The organism is Sphingomonas sp. 1185 (assembly GCF_040544655.1).
Classification (GTDB): domain Bacteria; phylum Pseudomonadota; class Alphaproteobacteria; order Sphingomonadales; family Sphingomonadaceae; genus Sphingomonas.
This window is the reverse complement of the sequence record NZ_JBEPKL010000005.1, coordinates 21,750-45,522: the sequence shown is the minus strand read 5'-3', so window position 1 is coordinate 45,522 and position 23,773 is coordinate 21,750. Positions and strand designations below refer to the sequence as shown.

Below are 23,773 nucleotides of genomic sequence, written 5' to 3'. Positions count from 1 at the left end.
CCCTGCAATTTCCTATAACGTCAGCCCGGCGGAGGCCGGGGTCCAGTTGCTATGTGTCATCGAAGGCGCCGGGCATTGGCCTCCCCCGCATCGCGTGGCGCGCCACAGGCTTGATGGAGCCTGGGCCCCGGCCTTCGCCGGGGTGCTGAACCCCATTCAAGCTGAACGAAGAAGTCGAAGCCCTCGCACCCGGCCGCTCACGGCAGCAGGAACGTTCCCTCGATCACCGTCACGCATCCGCCGCCCAGCACCACCCGGTCGCCTTCCATCCGGCAACGCAGCCGCCCGCCGCGCGCGCTCGCCTGCTCCGCCACAAAGGCATCGCGGCCCAGCTCCTGCGTCCAATAGGGCGTGATCACCGCGTGCGCCGCGCCCGTCACCGGGTCCTCGTCGATCGCGAAGGCGGGCACGAAGACGCGGCTGACCACGTCCGCCTCCCCTGCCCCGCCGCGCGCGGTCAGGATCACGACGTAGCGACCCGCCGCCGCCAGCGCCGCGAAGTCGGGCGTGCAGGCCCGTACCCGCGCCGCATCGTCGACCACGACCACCGCATAGCCCGCCGGATGGCGCAGCGTCGCGACCACGCCCCCGACGCCCAGCGCCTCGACCACCCCCGGCAGCGCCTCCGGCGACGGCGTCCGTTCGGGCAGCGACAGGCTGTAGCCCAGCCCGTCGCGCGCCACCTCCAGCACCCCGGCATGGCGGGTCGCGAAGCGCACCCGCTCGCGCGTCGTATCGGAGGACAGTACGACATGCCCGCTCGCCAGCGTGGCGTGGCCGCACATCTCGACCTCGTCGCCCGGCGTGAACCAGCGCAGCTCGAAATCCGCCGCCGCACCGTCGGCCGCCACCAGGAAGGCGGTTTCGGACAGGTTGTTCTCCTGCGCGATCGCCAGCAGCGTGGCGTCGTCCAGCCACTCCGACAGCATCATCACCGCCGCCGGATTGCCGCCGAACGCCGCCTCGGCAAAGGCATCGACCTGGGTGAAGGGGATGCGCATCAATAGCCGATCCGCTTGCCGAACCAGTGCGGGGTCACGTCCGCCTCGACCAGCGGATTGTCGGTGTCGACATGGCCTTCGGGATCGAGATGGATCAGCACCTCGACCTTGGGGAAGGCCCGGCGCAGCGCGCGTTCGACCCCCTCGACAATATCATGCGCGGCGGCGACGGTCAGGTCGCGCGCCACCTCCATATGGAATTGCGCAAAGTCGTGACTGCCCGAACGACGGGTGCGGAAGTCGTGAATGCCCTTCAGCCCCGGCTGGCGCGCGGCGACGTCCAGGAACGCGGCGCGCTGATCGTCGGGCCATTCCTTGTCCATCAGCTGGTCGATCGCGGTCGAGGAGGCCTGGAACGCGCCCCAGGCCAGCCACAGCGCGATGGCGATGCCGAAGATCGGGTCCGCGCCATGCCAACCGAAATACTGGTCCAGCACCATGGCGACGATCACCGATCCGTTGAGCAGCACGTCCGACTGGTAATGGACATTGTCCGCCAGGATCGCGACCGACCCGGTGCGACGGATGACGCTGCGCTGATAGGCGAGCAGCACCACGGTCGCGGCGATCGCGATCACCGACACGCCGATGCCGAACTCGGCGTCGCTCGTCGGATTGTCCGCCCCCAGCGCCATGACCGCGCGCCACGCGATGCCCGCCGCCGAGGCGGTGATCAGCGCGACCTGGAACAGCGCCGCCAGCGCCTCCGCCTTGCCATGGCCGAAACGATGGTCATGGTCGGCCGGGGTCGCCGCCAGCCGGACGCCGTACAGCGTGACCAGGCTGGCCAGCAGATCGAGCGCCGTATCGGCCAGCGACCCGAGCATCGCGACCGATCCCGTCCGCCACGCGGCGAAGCCTTTGAGTGCCAACAGGAACAGCGCCATGGCGACGCTGGCCAGCGCCGCCTTGGTCGCCAGCGGCAGAAGCTTCTTGCGTTCGTCCTGGGTCACGGGAACAGCAATCCTTCGTCCCAACCGCCCTCGCCGGTGCGGGTGAAGACACGGCGTTCATGCAGCCGGTGTTCGCGATCGAGCCAGAATTCGATCCGCTGCGGCGTCACGCGATACCCGCCCCAATGCGGCGGGCGCGGCACGTCGCCGCCCTCGAAGCGGGCCCGCATGTCCTCGAACCGCGTCTCGAACGTCTCGCGGGCGTCGAGCGGGCGCGACTGGTCCGAGGCCCAGGCGCCCAGTTGCGAGTCGCGGCCCCGGCTGGCGAAATAGGCGTCCGACTCGGTGTCATCGACGCGCGATACCGGCCCCTCGATGCGGATCTGGCGGCGTAGCGACTTCCAGTGGAAGAGAAGCGCGGCCTTGCTCCCCTCGCCCAGGTCCTGCGCCTTGCGGCTCTCGCGATTGGTGTAGAACACGAATCCGCGCGGATCATGGCCCTTTAACAGGACCATGCGCACAGAGGGTTGTCCGGTCGCATCGACGGTTGCCAACGCCATCGCATTGGAATCGTTGATTTCGCTCGCACGCGCCTCGGCAAACCACGCATCGAACAGGGCAAAGGGATCGTCGGCCATGTCGTCGCCCATACGCCTCTGCCATCCGAAAACCAATGTCGGGAACGGAAACGCTGAGTCCGTCATTGGGTCGGTAACGCAACGGAGATTTTCCCAATGCCCGCACGCGCTTACTGGCAGGGTCAGATACGCCTCGCGCTCGTCTCGATCCCGGTCGAGCTCTATCCGGCGACCAAAAGCGGCGCGACCATCCAGTTCAAACAGATCCACGAACCCAGCGGCAAGCCGATCCATTACGAAAAGGTCGTCAACGATATCGGCCCCGTCGACACCGACGAGATCGTGAAGGGCTATCAGGTTGCCAAGGGCGATTATGTCCTGCTCGACCAGGAGGAGATCGACGCGGTCAAGCTGGAATCGAAGAAGACGCTGGAACTGACTCGCTTCGTCGACGCGGGCGAGATCAACGTCCTTTATTACGAACGCCCCTATTTCGTCGTGCCCGCCGACGATCTCGCTGAGGAAGCCTTCATCGTCCTGCGCGAGGCGTTGAAGCGGACGGGCAAGGTCGGCCTGGGCCAGCTGGCGCTGCGGGGCCGGGAGTATATCGTCAGCTTGCGGCCGTGCGGGCGCGGGCTAATCCTGGAGACGCTGCGCTACGCCGACGAGGTGAACAAGGCGCAAGCCTATTTCAGCGACATCGGCGATGCCAAGCCCGACGCCGAACTGCTCGACCTCGCCGAGGCGCTGATCGAGAAGAAGTCCGGTCCCTTCGATCCCAAACAGTTCCACGACCATTATGTCGAGGCGCTGCACCGGCTGATCGAACGCAAGCGCAAGAGCAGGGCCAAGAAGATCATCGAGGACGAGGATGACACGCCGCCCAAGTCGGGCGGCAATGTCGCCGACCTGATGGCGGCGCTGAAAAAGTCGATGGAGACGGGCGAAACCCGATCGCGAACCCGCAAGGCCCCGGCCAAGACGACGCGCAAGGCCCCCGCCAAAAAGACGACCACGCGCAAAGCCCCGGCGCGCAAACATGGCTGATCCGCTCGAACGCTATAACGCCAAGCGCGACTTCACCCGCACCGCCGAGCCTGCGGGAACGCTGGAACCGGGCAAGGGCAACAGCTTCATGGTCCAGAAGCATGACGCGACCCGGCTGCACTGGGACTTCCGGCTGGAGGTGGACGGAGTGCTCAAGAGCTGGGCCGTCACGCGCGGGCCCAGCATCGACCCCGACGAAAAGCGGCTGGCGGTCAGGACCGAGGATCATCCGCTGTCCTATGCGACATTCGAGGGGACGATCCCGGCGGGCGAATATGGCGGCGGCACGGTGATGCTGTGGGATCGCGGGACCTGGTCGCCGGTCGAAGGCAAGAGCGCCAACGACTTGGAGGACGGCCACCTCCACTTCATCCTCGACGGTGAGCGGATGAAGGGCGAATGGCTACTCGTGCGGATGAAACCACGGGCCAAGGAGAAGCGTGAGAACTGGCTGCTCCGCAAGGTCGCCGATGCCCATGCCGGGGGTACGGACACGCTGACCGATCAGGCGCTGACCAGCGTTTCGACCGGACGGACCATGGCGCAGATCGCCGAAGGGAAAGCGGCAAAGCCAAAGTCCGCCAAGACGCGGCCGAGCAAAGCGAAAGCCAAGGCGAAAGGGGGCGCAATGCCCGAATTTCAGCCCCCGGCGCTCTGCACGCTGGTCGACCAGGTGCCCGCCGGGAATGGCTGGCTGCACGAGATCAAATATGACGGCTACCGCGCGCTGATCGCGGTCGGCAATGGTGAGGCGCGCGTATTTACCCGCAGCGGGCTGGACTGGAGCGACAAATTCCCAGGGGTCGTCGCGGCCGCCGCCGACTTACCCGCCACCACCGCGCTGATCGACGGCGAGATCGTCGCGTTCAAGGAAGGACGGCCCGACTTCTCGACGCTGAAGGACGCGATCGGCACCGACAGGCCGATGAGCCTCTTCGCCTTCGACCTGCTCTCGCTCGATGGCGAGGATCTGACCGGCCTGCCGCTCGTCCAGCGCAAGGAACGGCTGCGCGGCATCGTCCCCAAGGGCGACCGGACGATCCAGTTCGCCGAACATATCACCGGCGCGGGCGAGGCGCTGTTCGACAAGCTTTGTGCCGAGGGGCTGGAGGGTGTCGTCTCCAAGCGCGCCGACAGCCGCTATCCCTCGGCGCGCAGCCGCGACTGGCTGAAGATCAAATGCCTGAAACGGCAGGAATTCGTCATCGTCGGCTGGCTGCCATCGGACAAGGCACGACGGGGGCTGAAGTCGCTGCTGCTGGGCGTGTACCGTGACGGGAAGCTGGCCTATGTCGGCAAGGTCGGCACCGGCTTCACGCAGGAACGCATGGCCGAGTTGCGCACGCTGCTCGACGCTCGCCCGCGCAAGACCGCCCCTGTCGAGGCCCCGCGCGCGATGGTACGCGGCGCGCACTGGGTCCGCCCCGATCTGGTCGCCGAGATCGCCTTTACCGAGACGACGCCCGATGGCCTGCTCCGCCATCCCAGCTTCATCGGGCTGCGCGAGGACAAGCCCGCCGATCAGGTGGTCGAGGAACGCCCCGCCCCCGCCCCCGCTTCCTCGTCGGGCGAAAGCGCGGTCACGATCACCCATCCCGACCGGGTGATCTTCCCCGACAGCGACCTGACCAAGGGCGATCTGGCCGATTATGTCGCGACCGTCGCGCCGCTGATGCTTCCCTGGGCCGCGCGGCGGCCGGTCAGCCTGGTCCGCTGTCCGCAAGGCCGCGCGCGGGCCTGTTTCTTCCAGAAGCATGACGCGGGCAGTTTCGGGCCGCAGGTCCATTCGGTGCCGATCCGCGAGAAGGACGGCGGCACCGAACCCTATCTCTATGTCGAGGATGCCGAGGGCCTGCGCGCCTGTATCCAGATGGGGTCGATCGAATTCCATGGCTGGGGTGCGGGCATCGCCGCGCTGGAGCAGCCCGACCGGATGATCTTCGACCTCGATCCCGACCCCAGCGTGTCGTTCGACGAGGTGAAGCGCGCCGCCGTGCATATCCACGACCAGCTGGCCGAACTGGGGCTGACGAGCTTCGCGATGCTGTCGGGGGGCAAGGGCGTGCATGTCGTCGTGCCGTTGACGCCCGATGCCGACTGGCCTGCCGTATCGGACTTTGCCGAGCGTTTCGCCAAGGCGCTGGCGCAAAGCGATCCGGGACGCTTCGTCGCGGTCATGACCAAGGCCAAGCGCAAGGGCCGCATCTTCATCGACTGGCTGCGCAACCAGCGCGGCGCGACGGCGGTCATGCCCTATTCGGCGCGGGCACGGGCCGGGGCGCCGGTGGCCGCCCCGGTGGCGTGGCGCGAGCTGGACGCGATCGACCGGGCGGCACGCTGGACCATCCGCGACGCCGCCGAACTGGTCGCGCGCGCCGACGGCGCGGCCCTGCGCGGCTGGGGGGGCGCGGATCAAATCCTGCCCGACCTCTAATCGCCTGTTGCAACCTTGGGCGGATACGGCGATTTTCCCCGCCCGATGGACCCATCCGAGGACAGCCCCGCACAGGCCGCCGCCTGGATCGCCACCTATCGCAGCATCGCGACGCCCTCGGACGTGCTGGCGGGATCGACCGACCCGGCCTGGCCCGCGATGCTGGAGGAACTGGCCGCCGTCGCCAGCAACCTGGCCCATGCGCGCGAGCGGGTGCAGCGCCACGCCGCCGATATCGGCACGGGGTTCCGCATCATCGGCGAAACCGACGAGCGCCCCTGGCCCGTCTCGCCCGTGCCCCTGCTGATCGACACCACCGAATGGGCGGGGATCGAGGCGGGCGTGGTCCAACGCGCCGAACTGCTGGAGACGATCCTCGCCGATCTATACGGTCCCGGCGATCTGGTGGCCCAGGGGCATATTCCCGCGGCGCTCGCGACCGGCAGCCCTTATTTCCTGCGGCCCATGGTCGGGGTGACGCCGCCGGGCGGGCATCATCTCAGCTTCGTCGCCTTCGACCTGGCGCGCGGGCCGGACGGCGAATGGCGGGTGCTGGCCGATCACCTGCGCAACCCGGCGGGCGCGGGCTATGCGCTGGAGAACCGGCTGGCGGTCAGCCGGACGCTCGGCGGGCTGCAGAACCGGCTGAACGTCCAGCGCCATGCGCCCTTCTTCGCCGCCTTCCGCGCCGGGCTGGCGGCGCAATGCCGTCGCGCCGATCCACGCATCGGCCTGCTGACCCCCGGCCGGTTCAACCCCAGCTATCCCGAACAGGCGCATCTGGCGCGCTATCTGGGGCTGTTGCTGGTCGAGGGCGCCGACCTGGCCGCGATCGAGGGGCAGGTCTATGTCCGCACGGTCGGCGGGCTCAAGCGGATCGACGCGCTGTGGCGGCGACTCGATCCCCGGCTGCTCGACCCGCTGGCGTTCGACAGCCATTCGCAGATCGGCGTGCCCGGCCTGATCGACGCCTATGCCGAGGGACAGGTGGTGCTGGCCAACGCGCCGGGCGCGGGCGTGCTGGAAAGCCCGGCCTTTTCCGCCTTCCTGCCCGCGCTGTCGCAGAAGCTGGCAGGCGCGCCGCTCAAGCTGCCCAATATCGCGACCTGGTGGTGCGGCGGTCCTGCTCAGGCCGGGCATGTCACCGCCCATCTCGACCGGCTGCTGATCGCCCCCGCCTTCGGTCCCCGGCCGCTCGGCCTGCCGGACGGCGCGCGGCCGGGCGCGACCCTGTCGGCCGGGGAGCGCGCGACATTGCTCGCCGACATGGCCCGCCGCCCGCAGGATTATGTCGGGCAGGAGATGGTGCGGCTGTCGACCATGCCCGTCGTCATCGGCGACCGGCTGGAGCCCCGCCCCTTCACCCTGCGGGTCTTCGCCGCGCGCGATGCCGAGGGGCGCTGGACCGTCCTGCCCGGCGGCTTCGGCCGGATCGGCGACCATCCGGAAGCGACCGCCGCGATGATCGGCGAAGGGCTGTGGTCGGCCGATGTCTGCGTCCATGGGCCGGACCCGGTGGCGCCGATGTCGCTGCTCGCCGCGCCCGATTCGCTGCATGTCCGGCGCAATCCGGGGACCTTGCCCAGCCGGGTCGCCGACAATTTCTACTGGCTGGGCCGGTATCTGGAGCGTGGCGAGGCGCTGCTCGCCGCGATCCGGGTGATGCTGGGCAATTCGATCGACGTCGATGGCGGCGCGGCGCTCGACCCGCGCACCGTCGGACGGCTGGTCGGGCTGATCACCGGCGGGGGAGCCGCGCCGCATCCCGACAGCCTGCACCGGGCCGCCCTCACCCAGTTCGCCCGCACCGCGATGGAGGACGAGGCCTGGCACTCGGTCGCGCGGATCAACCGGCTGGCGCGCGGGATCAGCGAGGGGTCGCGCGATCGCCTGTCCGCCGACATGGTGCGGCTGCTGGAGGCGCCCTTCCCCAGCCATGTCGGGATGCTCGACCGGGCGGGTTCGCTCCAGCGCCGCTACGCCGCCATCGCCGGGCTGTCGGCCGAGCATATGGTTCGCACCACGGCCTGGCGCTTCCACGATCTCGGCCGCCGGGTGGAGCGGGCGATGGCGGTGGCGCGCGCGACGCGACTGTTCGGCATGGCGGGGGCGTCGGCGGACGACCTGTCAACGCTGCTCGACCTCGCCAACAGCCAGATCAGCTATCGCCAGCGTTATCCGACCGGGCTGGCGCGTGTCGCGGTGGTCGATCTGGTGGCGCTCGACCCCAACAACCCGCGCGCGCTCGCCTATCAGACCGCGCGCATCGCCGACTGCCTGTCGCGGCTGCCGGTCCTGTCCGACGACGACATGGCCGAGCCGCAACAGGCGCTGGCCATCGCCATCCGCGCCGCCGTCGAGACCCAGGATGCGCGCACCCTGGACGCCGATACGCTGGGCGATGTCGAGCGGCGGCTGGGCCTGCTTTCCGAGGCCATCGCGCGCCGCTATTTCCTGCAGGGAGCCGAGCCCTTGCGGGCGGGCGGATTGACACTGGCATGATCTACGACATCCGCCACATCACGCGCTTCGACTATGGCGCGCAGGTCAAATATGCGCGGTGCAACCTGCGGCTGAAGCCGATCGACTGGCCGGGCCAGACGCTGGAGGCCTATGACCTGATCGTCGAGCCGGTCGGCCGCACCCGCACCGCACGGGCCGAGGCGGGGCTGGCGCATGTCACCCGGCTGGTCGTCGACCGGCCGGTGCGCAGCCTGACGATCGAAAGCCGCGCCCATATGGTGGTCGACCGGCCGGTGCCGATGCCCTCGCCCGGCGACCCGACGCTGGCCGAGGTGTCCGCGCTCGCCCGGTCGAGCCGCGACCTGTCGGCGGCGGGCCCGGCCAACTACATCTTTCCCTCGGCGCTGATCCCGCTCGATCCCGCCATCGCCGAATGGTGCGCCCCCGACCTGTCGCCGGAGCGTGGCGCGCTGGAGGCCGGGTTCGCGCTGGCGGGGCGCATCCAGCGCGAATTCGCCTTCGACCCCGCCGCCACCCTGGTCGACACGCCCCCGGCCGAGGCGTTTCGCCAGCGGCGCGGCGTGTGCCAGGATTTCGCGCAGATTATGATCACCGGCCTGCGCGCCGCGGGGATTCCGGCGGCCTATGCCTCGGGCTATATCCGCACTTTGCCGCCGCCGGGCCAGCCCCGGCTGGTGGGGGCGGATGCGACCCATGCCTGGGTGCTGATCTGGTGCGGGCCCGAACGCGGCTGGGTCGGGGTCGATCCGACCAACGGCATCTGGATGGCGGGCGACCACATCATCGTCGCGGTCGGCCGCGACTATGCCGAGATCGCGCCGGTCGACGGCGTGGTGCTGGGCTCGGGCGCGCAGAAGATGGACGTCAGCGTCGACGTCGCGCCGGTCGGGGAGATGGTGGCGGGGTAGTCAGCCTCCGCCTCGCCACCGTTCGAACGGAGCAAAGGGCGCGGCGTCAGACCGAATCCCTTGGCCTTCGACTTCGCTCAGGCTGAACGGGAGTTGCGGTTTCAGGGCGGATCGACATTCGGGATGGCTTCTTCCCTCTCCCCTGGACAGGGGCGAGGGAAGAACAGGCATCGCTGAACGAGGGTTGGGGTTTTAGCCCTCTTCCGTCACCGCATTGGGATTGTCCTTGTCGGGGTCGGGATGCCCGCCCGTGCCGTGATAGGCCGCGCCGCTCTGGCCGCCGTGGAAATCACCCTCGCGCTCGGGCACGCCTTCGTAACCGCCGCCCTGGCTTTCGCCGCCATGCTTGCCGGGCGCGTCGGATACGCCGTCGGGGGCGCCCTTCTTGGCGTCGCCCATCTTGCCGTCTTTGCCGGTCGCCTGCATCGGCTGGGTCATGATCCGTCTCCTTCGATGCTGCAACGCATGGGAGACGGATTGCGCTCCGGTGCGGACTTCCCCACATAGATCGGTAATACACTGGCAACGGGGACAAGAGTGGCCGATCCATATCAGACGCTGGGCGTAAGCCGCACGGCCAGCGAAGCCGATATCAAGAAAGCCTATCGCAAGCTGGCGAAGGAACTGCATCCCGACCGCAACAAGGACAATCCCAAGGCGGCGGAAAAGTTCAGCCAGGTGACCAACGCCTATGACCTGCTGAACGACAAGGACAAGCGGGCCCGGTTCGACCGGGGCGAGATCGACGGCGACGGCAACCCCGCCGCGCCCTTCGGCTTCGGGGGCGGCGGCGCGGGACCGCGCCCCGGTGCGGGCGGCTTTCGCCAGCAGTTCGACTTTGGCGGCGAGGGTGCGGACATGTCCGACATCTTCGAGGGGATGTTCGGCGGCGCGCGGCGCGGCGGGTTCAGCGGCGGCTTTGGCGGTTTCGGCGGCGGCGGCCGTCGCGAGGCGCCCAAGGGCAACACGATCACCTATGCGCTCAAGGTGCCCTTTATCGACGCCGCGACGCTCAGCCCGCAGCGGGTGACGCTGGGCGACGGCAAGACGATCGACCTGAAGCTGCCCGCCGGGGTGGAGACGGGCACGCAGATGCGTCTGGCGGGCAAGGGCGAGCCGGGTCCGGGCGGCGCGGGCGATGCGATCGTCGCGATCGAGGTCAGCCCGCACGCCTTCTTCATCCGCGACGGCGACGATGTCCGGCTCGACCTGCCCATTTCGCTGGGCGAGGCGGTGCTGGGCGGCAAGGTGAAGGTTCCCACCGTCGAGCGCCCCGTGATGCTGACCGTGCCGCCGGGCACCAGCTCGGGCAAGACATTGCGATTGAAGGGAAAAGGTTTCCACCGCAAGGATGGCGGACGCGGCGATCAGCTCATCACGCTGATCATCGACATTCCGGCCGATGATGCAGCCTTGCAACGCTTCGCGGCCGAATGGAGCGACGACAGGAACCCGAGGGCCGCGCTGGGCGTCTGATCGTTCCATGAACGACCCGAATGGCCTGACCCCCGAAGACCGCGCGCATCACAGGGGCAAGGCCCGAACCGGGCTGGACCGGCAACTCGCCAAGGTCCGGCCGGGTTCGTACGCGTTCGAGATCCTGAAGCGGACCTCGATCGGCGTCTTCAACGACGGGTTCATCCATGCGGGCAACCTGGCCTATCTGGCGTTGATGACGGTGTTCCCGTTCTTCATCACGACGGCCGCCCTCCTCTCGCTGTTCGGGCAGAGCAACGAGACGCAGCATGCGGTCGAGAGCTTCCTGCACGTCCTGCCCCCCGATGTCAGCGACCTGTTGCGCAAGCCGATTCGCGACGTGCTGGCGGCGCGGACGGGATCGCTGCTCTGGCTGGGCGGGCTGGTCGGGCTGTGGACGGTCGGCGGCTTCATCGAGACGATCCGCGACATCTTCCACCGGGCCTACGGCGTGAAGGCGACGGCGGCCTTCTGGCGATCGCGGCTGTCCTCGACTTTGGTCATCATCGCCTCGGTCGTCATCGCACTGCTTTCCTTCCTGGCGGCTGGTATCCTGACCGCCGCCGAACAGTTCATCTATCGCCTCGTCCCCTTTGCGCAGAATGTCGCAGGCTGGGTCGGGCTGTCGCGGCTGATCCCCGGCGCGGTGATGTTCGGCGCGCTCTACATGCTGTTCTATTCGGTCACCCCGTCCAAATATCGCGAGAGCAACTGCCGCAAATGGCCCGGCGCGCTGTTCACCGCCGTCTGGTGGGTCAGCATGACCGCGCTGCTGCCTTGGGCGCTGTCGCAACTGGGCGGGTACGACCTGACCTATGGCAGCCTGGCGGGCGTCGTCGTGATGCTGCTGTTCTTCTATCTGATCGGCCTGGGGCTGGTTTTCGGCGCTCATTTGAACGCGGCACTGGCGGAACCGCCCGAACCGGCGCTAGAGAGGGCGATTGAAGACAGCGAACCGGCAGGAGCGGTAACGGCGTGAACGGATTGATGGCAGGCAAGCGGGGGCTCATCATGGGCCTGGCCAATGACAAGTCGCTGGCCTGGGGCATCGCCAAGCAGCTTTCGGAGGCGGGCGCGGAGCTCGCCTTTTCGTATCAGGGCGCGGCGATGGAAAAGCGGGTCCGCCCGCTGGCGGAACAGCTGGGCGTGGCGCGCCTGTTCGACTGCGACGTCTCCGAGATGGAGTCGCTCGACAAATTGTTCGAGGACCTGAAGGCGGAATGGCCGACGATCGACTTCGTCGTCCATGCCATAGGCTTTTCCGACAAGTCGCAGCTGCGCGGGCGTTATTACGACACCACGCTCGACAATTTCCTGATGACCATGAACATCTCGGCCTATTCGCTGGTCGCGGTCGCCCAGCGCGCGCGCACGATGATGCCCGAGGGCGGCTCGATCCTGACCCTGACCTATTATGGCGCGGAAAAGGTCATCCCGCATTACAACGTCATGGGCGTGGCCAAGGCGGCGCTGGAAACCAGCGTGAAGTATCTCGCGGTCGACCTCGGTCCGGAGAATATCCGCATCAACGCGATCTCGGCGGGCCCGATCCAGACGCTGGCGGCACGCGGCATCGGCGACTTCAACTATATCCTCAAGTGGAACGAGCTGAACTCGCCACTGCGTCGCACCGTGACGATCGAGGATGTGGGCGGTGCTGGCCTGTACATGCTATCCGACCTGTCGTCGGGCGTGACCGGCGAGATCCACCATGTCGACGCCGGGTATAATGTCATCGGCATGAAGGCCGAGGACGCACCCGACATCGCGCTGGCGTAACCCCAATCCTCCCCAAGCTCCGCTTGGGGAGGGGGACCATGCGAAGCATGGTGGAGGGGCATGGCGCGTCGAAAGACAGCCCCACCTCGCGGACGCTGACACCCCTCCGTCAGGCCTGCGGCCTGCCACCTCCCCTTCCAGGGGAGGAAGGGGTCGCCAACATTATCTATCGCGTCTTCCGCTGTGACCTCGCTAAAGACGAACCCATGTCCGAACAGCCCAACGCTGCCATCACCATCCGCCCTGCGCAGGGACAGGACGTCGCCGCGCTCGACGCGCTGCTGGTCGCCAGCTTCCCCGCCCCCGCCGAAGCCGCACTGGTCCGCGACCTGTGCGTCGAGGGCGACATGGTGCTGATGCTGGTCGCGATCGACGAGGCGACGGACGCGCTGGTCGGCGCGATCGCCTTCAGCCGCATGAGCGTCGAGATCGGCGGCAAGCCGATCAACGCGGTCGCGCTCGCCCCGATCGCCGTCGCGCGCGACTGGCGGCAGCAGGGCGTGGGCGAGGCGCTGGTCGCTGCGGGGATCGAGCGGCTGGAGCAGGAGGGCGTCGTCCTGTGCTTCGCGCTGGGGGACCCCGCCTTTTACGGACGGTTCGGCTTTGCGGCGGACGTGGCGCGCGGTTTCGACAGCCCCTATGCGGGCGATTATTTCCTGGCGGTGCCGCTGCAAGGCGGACTGATCCCCTGCGGCGTGCGGGGCGCCGCCGCCCATGCCCCCGCCTTCGCCCGGCTTGGAGACGCAGCGTGAGTTTCAACAGTTTCGGCCGCCTGTTCCGCTTCACCACCTGGGGCGAGAGCCATGGCCCGGCGCTGGGCGCGGTGGTCGACGGGTGCCCGCCGGGAATCGCGCTGTCCGAGGAGGACATCCAGCCCTGGCTCGACAAGCGCCGTCCGGGCACCAGCCGCTTCACCACCCAGCGGCGCGAGCCCGATCAGGTCCGCATTCTGTCGGGCGTGTTTGAGGGCAAGACCACCGGCACCCCGATCAGCCTGATGATCGAAAATGTCGACCAGCGGTCGAAGGATTATTCCAACGTCGCGCTCGCCTATCGCCCCGGCCATGCCGATTATGCCTATGACGCGAAATACGGCTTTCGCGACTATCGCGGCGGCGGGCGCTCCTCGGCGCGTGAGACGGCGGCGCGGGTCGCGGCGGGCGCGGTCGCGCGGGCGGTGATCCCGCAGGTCCGCATCCGCGCCTGGGTCGAATCGATCGGCGGCGACCGGATCGACTATGACGCCTTTGACGATGCGCAGATCGACGCGAACCCGTTCTTCTGCCCCGATGCGGCGGCGGCGGAACGCTGGGAAGCGATCGTCGATGGCGCCCGGAAATCGGGTTCCTCAGTCGGCGCGGTCGTCGCGTGCGAGGCGACCGGCGTGCCTGCGGGCTGGGGCGCGCCGCTCTATGCCAAGCTGGACAGCGAACTCGCCTCGGCCTGCATGAGCATCAATGCGGTCAAGGGCTTCGAGATTGGCGACGGGTTCGCCGCCGCCGCGCTGACCGGCGAACAGAATGCCGACCCGATGCGCAGCGGCAATGGCGGCCCGCGCTTCCTGGCCAATCATGCGGGCGGGATCGCGGGCGGGATCGCCACCGGTCAGCCGGTGACGATGCGCGTCGCGTTCAAGCCGACCAGCTCGATCCTGACCCCTGTCGACACCATCACCCGCACCGGCGAGGAAACGCAGATCGCGACCAAGGGACGTCATGATCCCTGTGTGGGCATTCGCGGCGTTCCGGTTGTGGAGTCGATGGTCGCGCTGGTTTTAGCCGATCAGGCGTTGCTTCATCGCGGTCAGTGTGGTTAACTAGAGGAACGGACGTTCTCCTGCCTCGTTAACCATTGCGAGAATAAAGCAGGAGAGAATCAATGCGTTACATGCATATGATCGCAGCCGGTGCCCTTTTGATCCCCGCCGCCGGCATGGCGCAGGTCACGGGCGGCACGACGGGCACGATGTCGGGCCAGACGACCATGCCGGGCCAGGCGCCCGGACAGACCATGGGCCAGCCTGGCGACACGATGAGCACGACGCCGAGCACCACCACCCGCTCGACCACGCGCAGCAAGAGCCGCAGCCGGACGACCACGCCCGACAGCACGGTCAACACCCCCTCGACCATGCCCGACACCACGGGTTCGTCGACGACCACGGGCAGCGGCACGCTGGGCAGCGACCCGACCACCAGCGGTTCGGCGGGTAGCGGCACGACGGGCGGCACCACCACTCCGCCGGGCAGCAGCGGCGGCATGTAAGCCCTTACGGGTTCGTCACTACGGAAAAGACCCGGTCGCGCGAGCGGCCGGGTCTTTTGTTTGGGTTCGGGGCTTGGCCTTCGACTTCGCTCAGGCTGAACGGAGGTTTGAGCTGACCGCCGTCGGGGTGAACGAGCCTCGGTACTGAACCCCGTTCAGCCTGAGCGAAGTCGAAGGCCACGCGACACCGCCCGCAACAAAAAAGGCCCCGACTCTCGCCGGGGCCTTCCAGATCAGTCCGCAAATGGATCGCGCACCAGGATCGTGTCTTCCCGCTCCGGGCTGGTCGAAACCAGCGCCACGGGGCAGCGGATCAATTCCTCGATCCGCCGGATATATTTGATCGCCTGGGCAGGCAGGTCGGCCCAGCTGCGCGCGCCCGCGGTCGATTCCTGCCAGCCTTCCATCGTCTCATAGACGGGAACGACCTTGGCCTGATCCGCCGCATGGGTCGGGTAGTAATCGAGCGTCTGGTCGCCCAGCTTGTAGCCGACGCAGATCTTCACCTCGTCGAACCCGTCGAGCACGTCGATCTTGGTCAGCGCGATGCCGGTGATGCCGCCGACCGCCGCCGACTGGCGGACCAGCACCGAGTCGAACCAGCCGCAACGCCGCTTGCGGCCCGTGACGGTGCCGAACTCATGCCCGCGCTCGCCCAGACGCTGGCCGGTCTCGTCCTCCAGCTCGGTCGGGAACGGGCCCGATCCGACGCGGGTGGTATAGGCCTTGGCGATGCCCAGCACGAAGCCGACGCCAGATGGCCCCAGGCCCGAGCCGCCCGCCGCCGCACCCGCAATGGTGTTGGACGAGGTGACGAAGGGATAGGTGCCGTGATCGATGTCGAGCAGCACGCCCTGCGCACCCTCGAACAGGATGCGCTTGCCGCCGGCTCGCGCCTCGTTGAGGTCGCGCCACACCGGCTTGGCGAAGGGCAGGACGAAATCGGCGATCTCGCGCAGATCGGCCAGCAGCCGCTCGCGATCGATCGGCGGCTCGCCGAACCCGGCGCGCAGCGCGTCGTGATGGGCGCACAGGCGATCAAGCTGCGGACCCAGGTCATCCAGATGCGCCAGATCGCACACGCGGATCGCGCGGCGGCCGACCTTGTCTTCGTACGCCGGACCGATGCCGCGCCGCGTGGTGCCGATCTTGCCCGCGCCGCTCGCATCCTCGCGCAGACCGTCCAGGTCGCGGTGGATGGGGAGGATCAGCGGGCAATTGTCGGCGATGCGCAGCGTCTCCGGCGTGGCCTTCACGCCCTGCTCGCCCAGCCGCTCGATCTCCGCCTTCAGCGCCCAGGGGTCGAGGACGACGCCGTTGCCGATGACGCTGGGGGTGCCGCGCACGATGCCCGAGGGAAGCAGCGACAGCTTGTAGACATTCTCGCCGACGACCAGCGTGTGACCGGCATTATGCCCGCCCTGGAAGCGGACGACCATGTCGGCGCGCTCGGCCAGCCAGTCGACGATCTTGCCCTTGCCTTCGTCGCCCCATTGCGCGCCGATGACTGCTACATTTGCCATGGATGCTATGCTCCGCCTGCCGGACGGACCCCATGCGCCCTTCGACAGGACTCGGCGCGAGGGGGGTTTCCAATGATGTGCGGGGCGCGCCTAGCGGGACGCGGCCCCCGATGTCAACCGGCGATGGCGCGCGGCGCGCCGCCGTCGAGGATATGGGTGCAAAGCTGCGCCTGCGGGGTGTCCCCTTCCTCCAGCGCCTGCACGGTCACCCAGCCCTGCGCGCGGAGCGAGGCCCCCGTCGCAGGCTCGGTGCCGAAGGGAAGGAACAGCCGCCGCCGCTCGGTCGGCGGGGCGGTGGCGACGATGGCGTCGGCATAGAGCGAGAAGCCGGTCGCCTTCTCCTCGGCGCCGTCCTCGTGGAAGATGGTATAGGTGCCGCCGCGTCCCACTTCGCGCGGGGGCCCCGCGACGAACAGCGAAAAGCCCAGCCAGCTCTGGAACTCGAACCCATGCCGTTCGGTCGGGTCGAGCGTCATCGACACCCCCTCGCCCAGTGCGGCCGCAATGGCCTCCAGCGCATCGAGACGGCTGGCGAGCACGCCTTGGGTGTCGAAGGCGCGGAGACGCGCGATGGCGGTTGCGAACGGCCCGGCGGCCTCGACCAGCGGCAGATAGGCGGGTGCGATCGCCGCGACCCCGCCCGCATCCTTGGCATCCAGCCGGTCGCGGAGCGCTGCCACTTGATCGCCCGCGACCGGCAACGGCCCGGCGGCCAGCAGGTCGACCAGATCGGGCAGGGTGAAGTCGATCGAAATGCCGGTTGTACCCGCCGCGACCAGAGCCTCGACCGCGACACGCACCACCTCGGTCGCCGCCGCCGTCGAGTCGAGCCCGATCAGCTCCGCACCGATCTGGCGCCACTCACGCGCGGGCGCGAGTTCGGAGCCGCGCAGGCGCACGACGGTGCCCGCATAGGACAGGCGCACCGGGCGCGGGTGATGCCCCATGCGCGTGGCGGCGATCCGCGCCACCTGCGCGGTCAGGTCGGGCCGGATGGCGAGCGTGCGCTGCGACACCGGATCGACGAAGCGAACCGCATCATGCAGCCCCCCCGCCTTCAACCGCGAGCCCAGCGCCTCGGCGAACTCGATCGACGGCGGATCGGCACGCTCATAGCCATGCAGACGCGCCGCCTCCAGCACCCGCGCCTCGACCGAGGCGGCGGCATCGGCATAAGGCGGAAGACGGTCGTGATAGCCTTCGGGAAGGAGCGCGGTCATCGAGTAAACCTGTTCATCAGCGTGTGCGCCACGCCGTCGGGGTTGGTCATGACATCCGCATTGGGAAACCGGATCACCTGGTATCCCGCTTGCGCCAGCCATGCCGTACGACGGGCATCGCGTGATTGGTCGCTATGCGTATCGCCGTCAACCTCGATGACCAGCTTGTGCGAGCGCGCGGCGAAGTCGGCGATATAAGGGCCGACCGGGACTTGGCGCGAGAATTTGATGCCGTGGAAGCGCCGGTCGCGGAGAATGAGCCAAAGGCGCTTTTCCGGCTCGGTCATTGCGCGACGCATGGCGCGGGCGCGATCCCGAAGGACGGGGTCGGTCTGCATGTGAATGGCTCCCCCTGTTTCGAGGAGCGTACCACTCCCTCTCCCCACTGGGGAGAGGGTCGGGGTGAGGGGTTGGGGCTTGGCACAACGTTATCGCCCAGCCCCCGCCCCTCACCCAACCCTCTCCCCGAGGGGGAGAGGGCTTTGTGGGATCAGAACACCAGGCCCATCGCGGTCTTCACGCCCGGCAGCGCCTTGACCTTTCCAAGCAGGTTCGCGTCCACCGCCTCGTCGACCGAAAGCAGCAGCACCGCCTCGCCGCCCGCCGAACGACGGCCGAGGTGGAAGGTGCCGATATTGACGCCCGCCTCGCCCAGCGTGGTGCCCAGGCGGCCGATAAAGCCCGGCGCGTCCTCGTTGACGACGTACAGCATCGGCCCGGCCAGATCGGCCTCGACCTTGATGCCGAACAGCTCGACCAGGCGCGGGGCCTGATCGCCGAACAGCGTGCCCGCGACCGAACGCTCACCGTCCGCCGTCTTCACCGACACGCGCAGCAGCGTGTGATAATCGCCCTCGCGCTCGGTCCGCACTTCGCGCACCTCGACACCGCGGTCGCGGGCGAGCAGCGGCGCGTTGACCATGTTGACCGTGTCGGTCTGGTTGCGCAGGAACCCGGCCAGCACCGCGCTGACCATCGGCTTGGCGTTGAGGTCGGCCGCCGCACCCTCGGTATGGACGGAGATGCGCGCGATCGCGCCCGTCGTCAGCTGGCCGACCAGCGCGCCCAGCTTTTCGGCGAGCGCCATGTACGGCTTCAGCTTGGGGGCCTCCTCGGCCGACAGGCTGGGCATGTTGAGCGCGTTGGTGACGCCGCCCGACACCAGGAAATCGGCCATCTGCTCGGCGACCTGGATCGCGACATTGACCTGCGCCTCGGTGGTCGACGCGCCCAGATGCGGCGTCGAGATGAAGTTCGGCGTGCCGAAGAGCGGGCTCTCCTTGGCGGGCTCCACCTTGAACACGTCGAGCGCCGCGCCCGCGATATGCCCCGAGTCGAGCCCGGCCTTCAGCGCCTCCTCATCGACCAGGCCGCCACGCGCACAGTTGATGATCCGCACGCCCTTCTTGGTCTTGGCGAGATTTTCGGCCGACAGGATGTTGCGGGTCTGGTCGGTCAGCGGCGTGTGCAGCGTGATGAAGTCGGCACGGGCGAGCAGTTCGTCCAGCGTGACCTTCTCGACGCCCATTTCCAGCGCGCGCTCGGGCGTCAGGAACGGGTCGAAGGCGACGACCTTCATCCGCAGGCCCAGCGCACGGTCGGCGACGATCGAGCCGATATTGCCCGCGCCGATCAGGCCCAGCGTCTTGGACGTGAGTTCGACGCCCATGAAGCGGTTCTTCTCCCACTTGCCCGCTTGCGTCGAGGCATCGGCCTCGGGCAGCTGGCGGGCAAGCGCGAACATCAGCGCGATGGCGTGTTCGGCGGTGGTGATCGAGTTGCCGAACGGCGTATTCATCACCACCACGCCCTTGGCGCTGGCGGCGGGGATGTCGACATTGTCGACACCGATCCCGGCGCGGCCGACGACCTTCAAATTGGTCGCGTGCTCCAGGATCTCCTTGGTGACCTTGGTCGAGCTGCGGATCGCCAGGCCGTCATACTGGCCGATGATCGCCTTCAGCTCTTCCGGAGTCTTGCCGGTGATCTCGTCCACCTCGACCCCGCGCTCGCGGAAGATCTGAGCGGCCTTGGGGTCCATTTTGTCGCTGATGAGAACTTTGGGCATGGGGATGGCTCCGGGAATAGGGGAATAGCTCCCTCTCCCCACTGGGGAGAGGGTCGGGGTGAGGGGTTGGGGCTGGGCGATCCATTTGCGGATCAGCCTAGTGCCGCCCCTCACCCAACCCTCCCCCCGGCGGGGAGAGGGCCAAGAAGGGTCAGGCCTTGGCCGTGGCGTAGGCCCAGTCGAGCCAGGGACCGAGCGCCTCGATATCGGCGGTTTCGACCGTGGCGCCGCACCAGATGCGCAGGCCCGCGGGCGCGTCGCGGTAACCCGCCACGTCATAGGCCGCGCCTTCGGCCTCCAGCAGCGCGGCCATCTTCTTGATCAGCGCCTCGTCAGCGCCCTCGACCGTCAGGCAGACGCTGGTGGTCGAGCGGATCGCCGGATCGGCGGCGAGATGGCCGAGCCAGTCGCGCTCCTCGACGATCTTGTTCAGCGCCGCCGCATTGGCGTCCGACCGCTTGACCAGCGCCGCCGCGCCGCCCAGCGCCTTGCCCCATTCGAGCGCGAGGATCGCGTCCTCGACGGCGAGCATCGACGGCGTGTTGATCGTCTCGCCCTTGAACACGCCCTCGGCCAGCTTGCCCTTCGACACCAGGCGGAACACCTTGGGCAGCGGCCAGGCGGGGGTGTAGGTTTCGAGGCGCTCGACCGCACGCGGGCCCAGGATCAGGACGCCATGCGCGCCCTCGCCGCCCAGCACCTTCTGCCACGAGAAGGTCGCGACATCGATCTTGTCCCAGGGCAGGTCATAGGCGAACACCGCGCTGGTCGCGTCGGCGAAGGACAGGCCCTCGCGGTCGTCGGCGATCCAGTCGCCATTGGGCACGCGCACGCCCGAGGTGGTGCCGTTCCAGGTGAAGAGCACGTCGTTCGACCAGTCGACCGCGTTCAGGTCCGCGATCTGGCCGTAATCGGCACGCAGGACGGTGGGGTCGAGCTTCAGCTGCTTGACCGCGTCGGTCACCCAGCCCTCGCCGAAGCTTTCCCAGGCCAGGGTGGTGACGGGGCGTGCGCCCAGCATGGTCCACATCGCCATCTCGAACGCGCCGGTGTCGGAGCCGGGGACGATGCCGATGCGGTGGGTGTCGGGGAGCTTGAGCAGCTCGCGCATCAGGTCGATGCAATATTGCAGCCGCTGCTTGCCGATCTTCGAGCGATGCGAACGGCCGAGGCTGTCCGTCGCGAGCTTGGCCGCTTCCCAACCGGGAGGCTTGGCGCAGGGACCGCTGGAGAAATAGGGGCGCGCCGGTTTGGTGGCGGGCTTCGCGGGCGCAAGAGTGGCGTCGGCGGCAATCGTATCAGTCATTTAAGACTCTCCTCACAGAGAGCACGCGCGGCGTTGGGACCGCGTGGCCCGTCGACGGCCCTAGCGATGTCGATCGAAGATGACAACCACAATCGCAACGGCGCAATTTTGCGTCGATCCGGGCCTTCGCCAAGCATGTCGAAACGGTTGCAGCGACAGAGGTCGTCAGCCACCCGACGCCACCGCGACCGCGCTGCACGGCCAGCCCGGCGATGGGCCGGAGCATGTCGCAACCCCGGCTCCGCACGCCGGATCGGGGCTGACAAAAGCGCAGCGGCAGCGGACAAGGGGATACATGGTTCGCGTTCCCCTTTCCCTCGCCCTCCCGATTCTCGGGGCCGTTCTGCTTTCGGGATGCGGCCGTCCCGACCGGCCCTCGCAACCGGCCTCGCGCCCCGAGCCCTATCGCCCGCCGGCCCGCGAAACCGCGCAGTGCGAGGCCGATCTGCGGCGCGAGGGCGTGGCCTATCGCCGCCTGCCCGACAAGGAATTGGGGCCGGGCTGCGGCCTGTACGGCGCGGTGCAACTGACCGATATCGGCGTGCCCGTGACCGGCGTCACCGCGATGCGGTGCGGCAATGCCCGCGCCTTTGCCGGATGGGTGCGCAATGCCGTCGCCCCCGCCGCCTGGCAGATATTGGGATCGCAACTGGTCAAGGTCGAGGGGATGGGCAGCTATGCCTGTCGCAACATCGTCGGCACCACGCGGATGGGGGATCGGCGATCGGGCCATGCGCTGGCCAATGCGGTGGATGTCGGCGGCTTCGTGCTGAAGGACGGGCGGCGGATCACCCTGTTGAACGACTGGTATTCCACCGATCCGCAAATCCGCCAGTTCTGGACGACGATTCGCGCATCCGCCTGTCGGCGCTTCGGCACGGTGCTCAGCCCCGACTATAACGCCGCGCACCGCAATCACCTGCATCTGGAAGACGATAACGCCCGTTTTTGCCGGTAGCATCGGCCCCGGCGATCCCCTACATCATCCGAAATGACCGATAAGACCCAAGTACCGAACCGCGTCTTCCCCAATGCCAGCCAGGACGCCGAAAGCGCCAAGACGATCGTCTCGACGCCGCAGACCGAAAGCCCGGCCTATACGCTGGCCTTTCAGGACATGGACTTCCTGCTGCGCGAAGACCTTCGCCCCGTCCGTTTCCAGCTGGAATTGCTGAAGGCGCAGCTGCTGCTCGAAGAGGCCAAGATCGCCTCGACCTTCGTCTTCTACGGCTCGGCGCGCATCCCAGAGCCTGCCAAGGCGCAGGCGATGCTGGAGCTGGCGCATGACGACAAGTCGCGCAAGATCGCCGAGAATCTCGTCGCAAAGAGCAAATATTACGACATCGCGCGCGAACTGGCGCAGATCACCAGCCGCCTGCCGCGCGACGATCGGGGCATGCGGCAGTTCGTCGTCTGCTCGGGCGGCGGCCCGTCGATCATGGAGGCGGCCAATCGCGGCGCGCATGACGTCGGCGCCGAGTCGGTGGGCCTGAACATCGTCCTGCCGCACGAGCAGGCGCCCAACCCTTACGTCACGCCGTCGCTGAGCCTGCAGTTCCACTATTTCGCGCTGCGCAAGATGCACTTCCTGCTCCATGCGCGCGCGCTGGCGGCCTTTCCGGGCGGGTTCGGGACGTTTGACGAACTGTTCGAGCTGCTGACGCTGATCCAGACCGGCAAGATCCAGCCCATTCCCGTGCTGCTGTTCGGCCGGGCCTTCTGGGAGCGCGTCGTCAATTTCGAGGCGCTGGTCGAGGAGGGCGTGGTGTCCGAGCGCGACCTGGGCATCTTCACCTATGTCGAGACCGCCGAGGAAGCCTGGGACGTGGTGCGCAACTTCTATGAGGAACGCGCCCGCAAGGAAGCCGAGCGGGGCTGAACCCCGGCAACCCGACAAAAGCGGTTTCCAAAGCCCGTCTTCGCAAGAAGGCGGGCTTTGTCGTTGGCGGCGGGAATCGATTGTCTTCGCCCACGGCGTCGCGCATGATCGCGGCACCTCTTGGGATGATCGTCGATGCTTGCGCTGGCCTTTTTCGCTTCCGTCGCTGCGGATCATTGCCGGGTCGAGAATGCTCGCTACGTGCTGCGCCATCAGCCGAGCGTGACCGCCGCGTTCCGCCCGGTCGACAGCGGCCCGCAATGGCCCGCCGGGGTCGCCATGGCCATTCGCTTCGGCGATAGCGGGCGGCGTCTCTGGTGGCTGCCCTGGAACGGCGGCACCGACGGCCGCCAGCATCTGGCCTCCACGACCGACGTGACCCGGCCCGGCTGGCACCCGCCCTCCCCCGATGGCGGGCCCCGGCCGCTGGGCGACATGGCCTATGTCGGAACGACCGCCGCCTATGATGTCATCGGATCGGTGCCACGGCGCGGCGGACCGGCACCCGCGCACATCCTGCTTCCCGAACTGCGCGACGCGGCGTGGCATGGCGACACGGGCCAGCGCGATCGGGCCGCCACGCAATTCTTCGATCTGGTCGGGTGTGCGTCCTCCACCCGCTCGGGCAGCCGCTGAGCCCATTCGGGCCGTCCTCACCCGCCGATCATCAGCCCCCGCTCATGACCGAGCCGGGCGGCGGAAAACGCCGCCCGCGCGTCAGCGAGTCGTCGGAATCATCCGGGCGATCGCGCAGCCAAACACGACCGAACCTACTATCCAGCTCACACCGATTTCAATGGCCAGTGCCATGACACCCCTCCCCGTCTCTCTATGACGATCCATGTATCGGGATAAACACTATCGCGCCAACAAACTTGTTCGCAGTCGGTGATCGGAGGCGTGATTGAAGGC

Annotated in this window: 22 protein-coding genes; 13 read left to right on the top strand and 9 right to left on the bottom strand. The window is 68.1% G+C overall.

Going from position 1 to position 23,773, the window contains the following annotated elements; translation table 11 throughout:
• Positions 1–197 precede the first annotated feature (197 nt).
• The 3 genes from ABIC44_RS05645 to pdxH are packed head-to-tail and all read right to left on the bottom strand — an operon-like array spanning position 198 to position 2,532.
• Entirely contained in the window at positions 198–1,001 is an 804-nt protein-coding gene (locus ABIC44_RS05645; protein WP_354294232.1) for a PhzF family phenazine biosynthesis protein, read from the bottom strand.
• Positions 1,001–1,954, bottom strand: coding sequence for a cation diffusion facilitator family transporter (locus tag ABIC44_RS05640; protein WP_354294230.1), 954 nt, complete (start codon positions 1,952–1,954; stop codon positions 1,001–1,003). The genes ABIC44_RS05645 and ABIC44_RS05640 overlap by 1 nt, the downstream gene beginning before the upstream one ends.
• Positions 1,951–2,532 carry a pyridoxamine 5'-phosphate oxidase gene (gene pdxH / locus ABIC44_RS05635; RefSeq protein WP_354294228.1) on the bottom strand — a complete coding sequence of 194 codons (582 nt, stop codon included), beginning with the start codon at positions 2,530–2,532 and terminating at the stop codon, positions 1,951–1,953. Before pdxH ends, ABIC44_RS05640 begins: the two co-directional genes overlap by 4 nt.
• 96 nt (positions 2,533–2,628) lie before the next feature.
• Here pdxH and ku point away from each other — a divergent pair, with 96 nt between their 5' ends.
• Genes ku through ABIC44_RS05615 form a run of 4 tightly spaced genes read left to right on the top strand, consistent with a single transcriptional unit; the run spans position 2,629 to position 9,345 of the window.
• A complete protein-coding gene (gene ku / locus ABIC44_RS05630; protein ID WP_354294226.1) occupies positions 2,629–3,519 on the top strand; it encodes a non-homologous end joining protein Ku in 891 nt (296 codons plus the stop codon).
• The gene (gene ligD, locus ABIC44_RS05625) at positions 3,512–5,953 is read left to right on the top strand and encodes a DNA ligase D (protein WP_354294224.1); all 2,442 of its coding nucleotides are present in this window, start codon (positions 3,512–3,514) and stop codon (positions 5,951–5,953) included. Before ku ends, ligD begins: the two co-directional genes overlap by 8 nt.
• A 45-nt stretch (positions 5,954–5,998) precedes the next feature.
• Positions 5,999–8,455: a circularly permuted type 2 ATP-grasp protein gene (locus ABIC44_RS05620; protein ID WP_354294223.1), complete on the top strand. Its 2,457-nt coding sequence runs from the start codon at positions 5,999–6,001 to the stop codon at positions 8,453–8,455.
• A complete protein-coding gene (locus ABIC44_RS05615) occupies positions 8,452–9,345 on the top strand; it encodes a transglutaminase family protein (protein ID WP_307102901.1) in 894 nt (297 codons plus the stop codon). Before ABIC44_RS05620 ends, ABIC44_RS05615 begins: the two co-directional genes overlap by 4 nt.
• Before the next feature lie 192 nt (positions 9,346–9,537).
• Here ABIC44_RS05615 and ABIC44_RS05610 read toward each other — a convergent pair whose 3' ends face one another.
• Positions 9,538–9,783 (bottom strand): hypothetical protein, encoded by a 246-nt coding sequence (locus ABIC44_RS05610; RefSeq protein ID WP_307102899.1) that lies wholly within the window; start codon positions 9,781–9,783, stop codon positions 9,538–9,540.
• Between the two features lie 99 nt (positions 9,784–9,882).
• On the opposite strand from ABIC44_RS05610, the gene ABIC44_RS05605 reads away from it, so the two are divergent.
• From ABIC44_RS05605 to ABIC44_RS05580, 6 genes are all read left to right on the top strand, one after another.
• Positions 9,883–10,821, top strand: a complete 939-nt coding sequence (locus ABIC44_RS05605) for a DnaJ C-terminal domain-containing protein (protein ID WP_354294221.1) — start codon at positions 9,883–9,885, stop codon at positions 10,819–10,821.
• Between the two features lie 7 nt (positions 10,822–10,828).
• Positions 10,829–11,800 carry a YihY/virulence factor BrkB family protein gene (locus ABIC44_RS05600; RefSeq protein ID WP_307102896.1) on the top strand — a complete coding sequence of 324 codons (972 nt, stop codon included), beginning with the start codon at positions 10,829–10,831 and terminating at the stop codon, positions 11,798–11,800.
• A gap of 8 nt (positions 11,801–11,808) precedes the next feature.
• Positions 11,809–12,600, top strand: coding sequence for an enoyl-ACP reductase FabI (fabI, locus tag ABIC44_RS05595; protein WP_261269366.1), 792 nt, complete (start codon positions 11,809–11,811; stop codon positions 12,598–12,600).
• A gap of 206 nt (positions 12,601–12,806) precedes the next feature.
• The gene (locus tag ABIC44_RS05590) at positions 12,807–13,352 is read left to right on the top strand and encodes a GNAT family N-acetyltransferase (RefSeq protein WP_307102894.1); all 546 of its coding nucleotides are present in this window, start codon (positions 12,807–12,809) and stop codon (positions 13,350–13,352) included.
• Positions 13,349–14,416 (top strand): chorismate synthase, encoded by a 1,068-nt coding sequence (gene aroC, locus ABIC44_RS05585; RefSeq protein ID WP_354294219.1) that lies wholly within the window; start codon positions 13,349–13,351, stop codon positions 14,414–14,416. The genes ABIC44_RS05590 and aroC overlap by 4 nt, the downstream gene beginning before the upstream one ends.
• 62 nt (positions 14,417–14,478) lie before the next feature.
• Positions 14,479–14,865 (top strand): hypothetical protein, encoded by a 387-nt coding sequence (locus tag ABIC44_RS05580; RefSeq protein ID WP_307102889.1) that lies wholly within the window; start codon positions 14,479–14,481, stop codon positions 14,863–14,865.
• Between the two features lie 233 nt (positions 14,866–15,098).
• On the opposite strand, the gene ABIC44_RS05575 is transcribed toward ABIC44_RS05580, so the two are convergent.
• The 5 genes from ABIC44_RS05575 to ABIC44_RS05555 form a co-directional block, all read right to left on the bottom strand.
• On the bottom strand, positions 15,099–16,388 hold the full coding sequence (locus ABIC44_RS05575) for an adenylosuccinate synthase (RefSeq protein ID WP_307102887.1): 1,290 nt from the start codon (positions 16,386–16,388) through the stop codon (positions 15,099–15,101).
• 113 nt (positions 16,389–16,501) lie between these two features.
• Complete coding sequence (locus tag ABIC44_RS05570) at positions 16,502–17,608, bottom strand: ATP phosphoribosyltransferase regulatory subunit (RefSeq protein ID WP_354294217.1); 1,107 nt, start codon at positions 17,606–17,608, stop codon at positions 16,502–16,504.
• A complete protein-coding gene (locus ABIC44_RS05565) occupies positions 17,605–17,946 on the bottom strand; it encodes an endonuclease domain-containing protein (protein ID WP_354294216.1) in 342 nt (113 codons plus the stop codon). The genes ABIC44_RS05570 and ABIC44_RS05565 overlap by 4 nt, the downstream gene beginning before the upstream one ends.
• Before the next feature lie 152 nt (positions 17,947–18,098).
• Positions 18,099–19,676 carry a phosphoglycerate dehydrogenase gene (gene serA, locus ABIC44_RS05560; protein WP_354294214.1) on the bottom strand — a complete coding sequence of 526 codons (1,578 nt, stop codon included), beginning with the start codon at positions 19,674–19,676 and terminating at the stop codon, positions 18,099–18,101.
• Between the two features lie 151 nt (positions 19,677–19,827).
• Complete coding sequence (locus ABIC44_RS05555) at positions 19,828–20,982, bottom strand: phosphoserine transaminase (RefSeq protein WP_354294213.1); 1,155 nt, start codon at positions 20,980–20,982, stop codon at positions 19,828–19,830.
• Between the two features lie 295 nt (positions 20,983–21,277).
• Here ABIC44_RS05555 and ABIC44_RS05550 point away from each other — a divergent pair, with 295 nt between their 5' ends.
• The 3 genes from ABIC44_RS05550 to ABIC44_RS05540 all read left to right on the top strand — a co-directional run bounded on the left by ABIC44_RS05550 (position 21,278) and on the right by ABIC44_RS05540 (position 23,497).
• Entirely contained in the window at positions 21,278–21,940 is a 663-nt protein-coding gene (locus tag ABIC44_RS05550) for an extensin-like domain-containing protein (RefSeq protein WP_354294211.1), read from the top strand.
• A gap of 33 nt (positions 21,941–21,973) precedes the next feature.
• Positions 21,974–22,861, top strand: a complete 888-nt coding sequence (locus tag ABIC44_RS05545; protein WP_307102875.1) for an LOG family protein — start codon at positions 21,974–21,976, stop codon at positions 22,859–22,861.
• Between the two features lie 135 nt (positions 22,862–22,996).
• Positions 22,997–23,497 carry a hypothetical protein gene (locus ABIC44_RS05540; RefSeq protein ID WP_354294209.1) on the top strand — a complete coding sequence of 167 codons (501 nt, stop codon included), beginning with the start codon at positions 22,997–22,999 and terminating at the stop codon, positions 23,495–23,497.
• Positions 23,498–23,773: the final 276 nt, after the last annotated feature.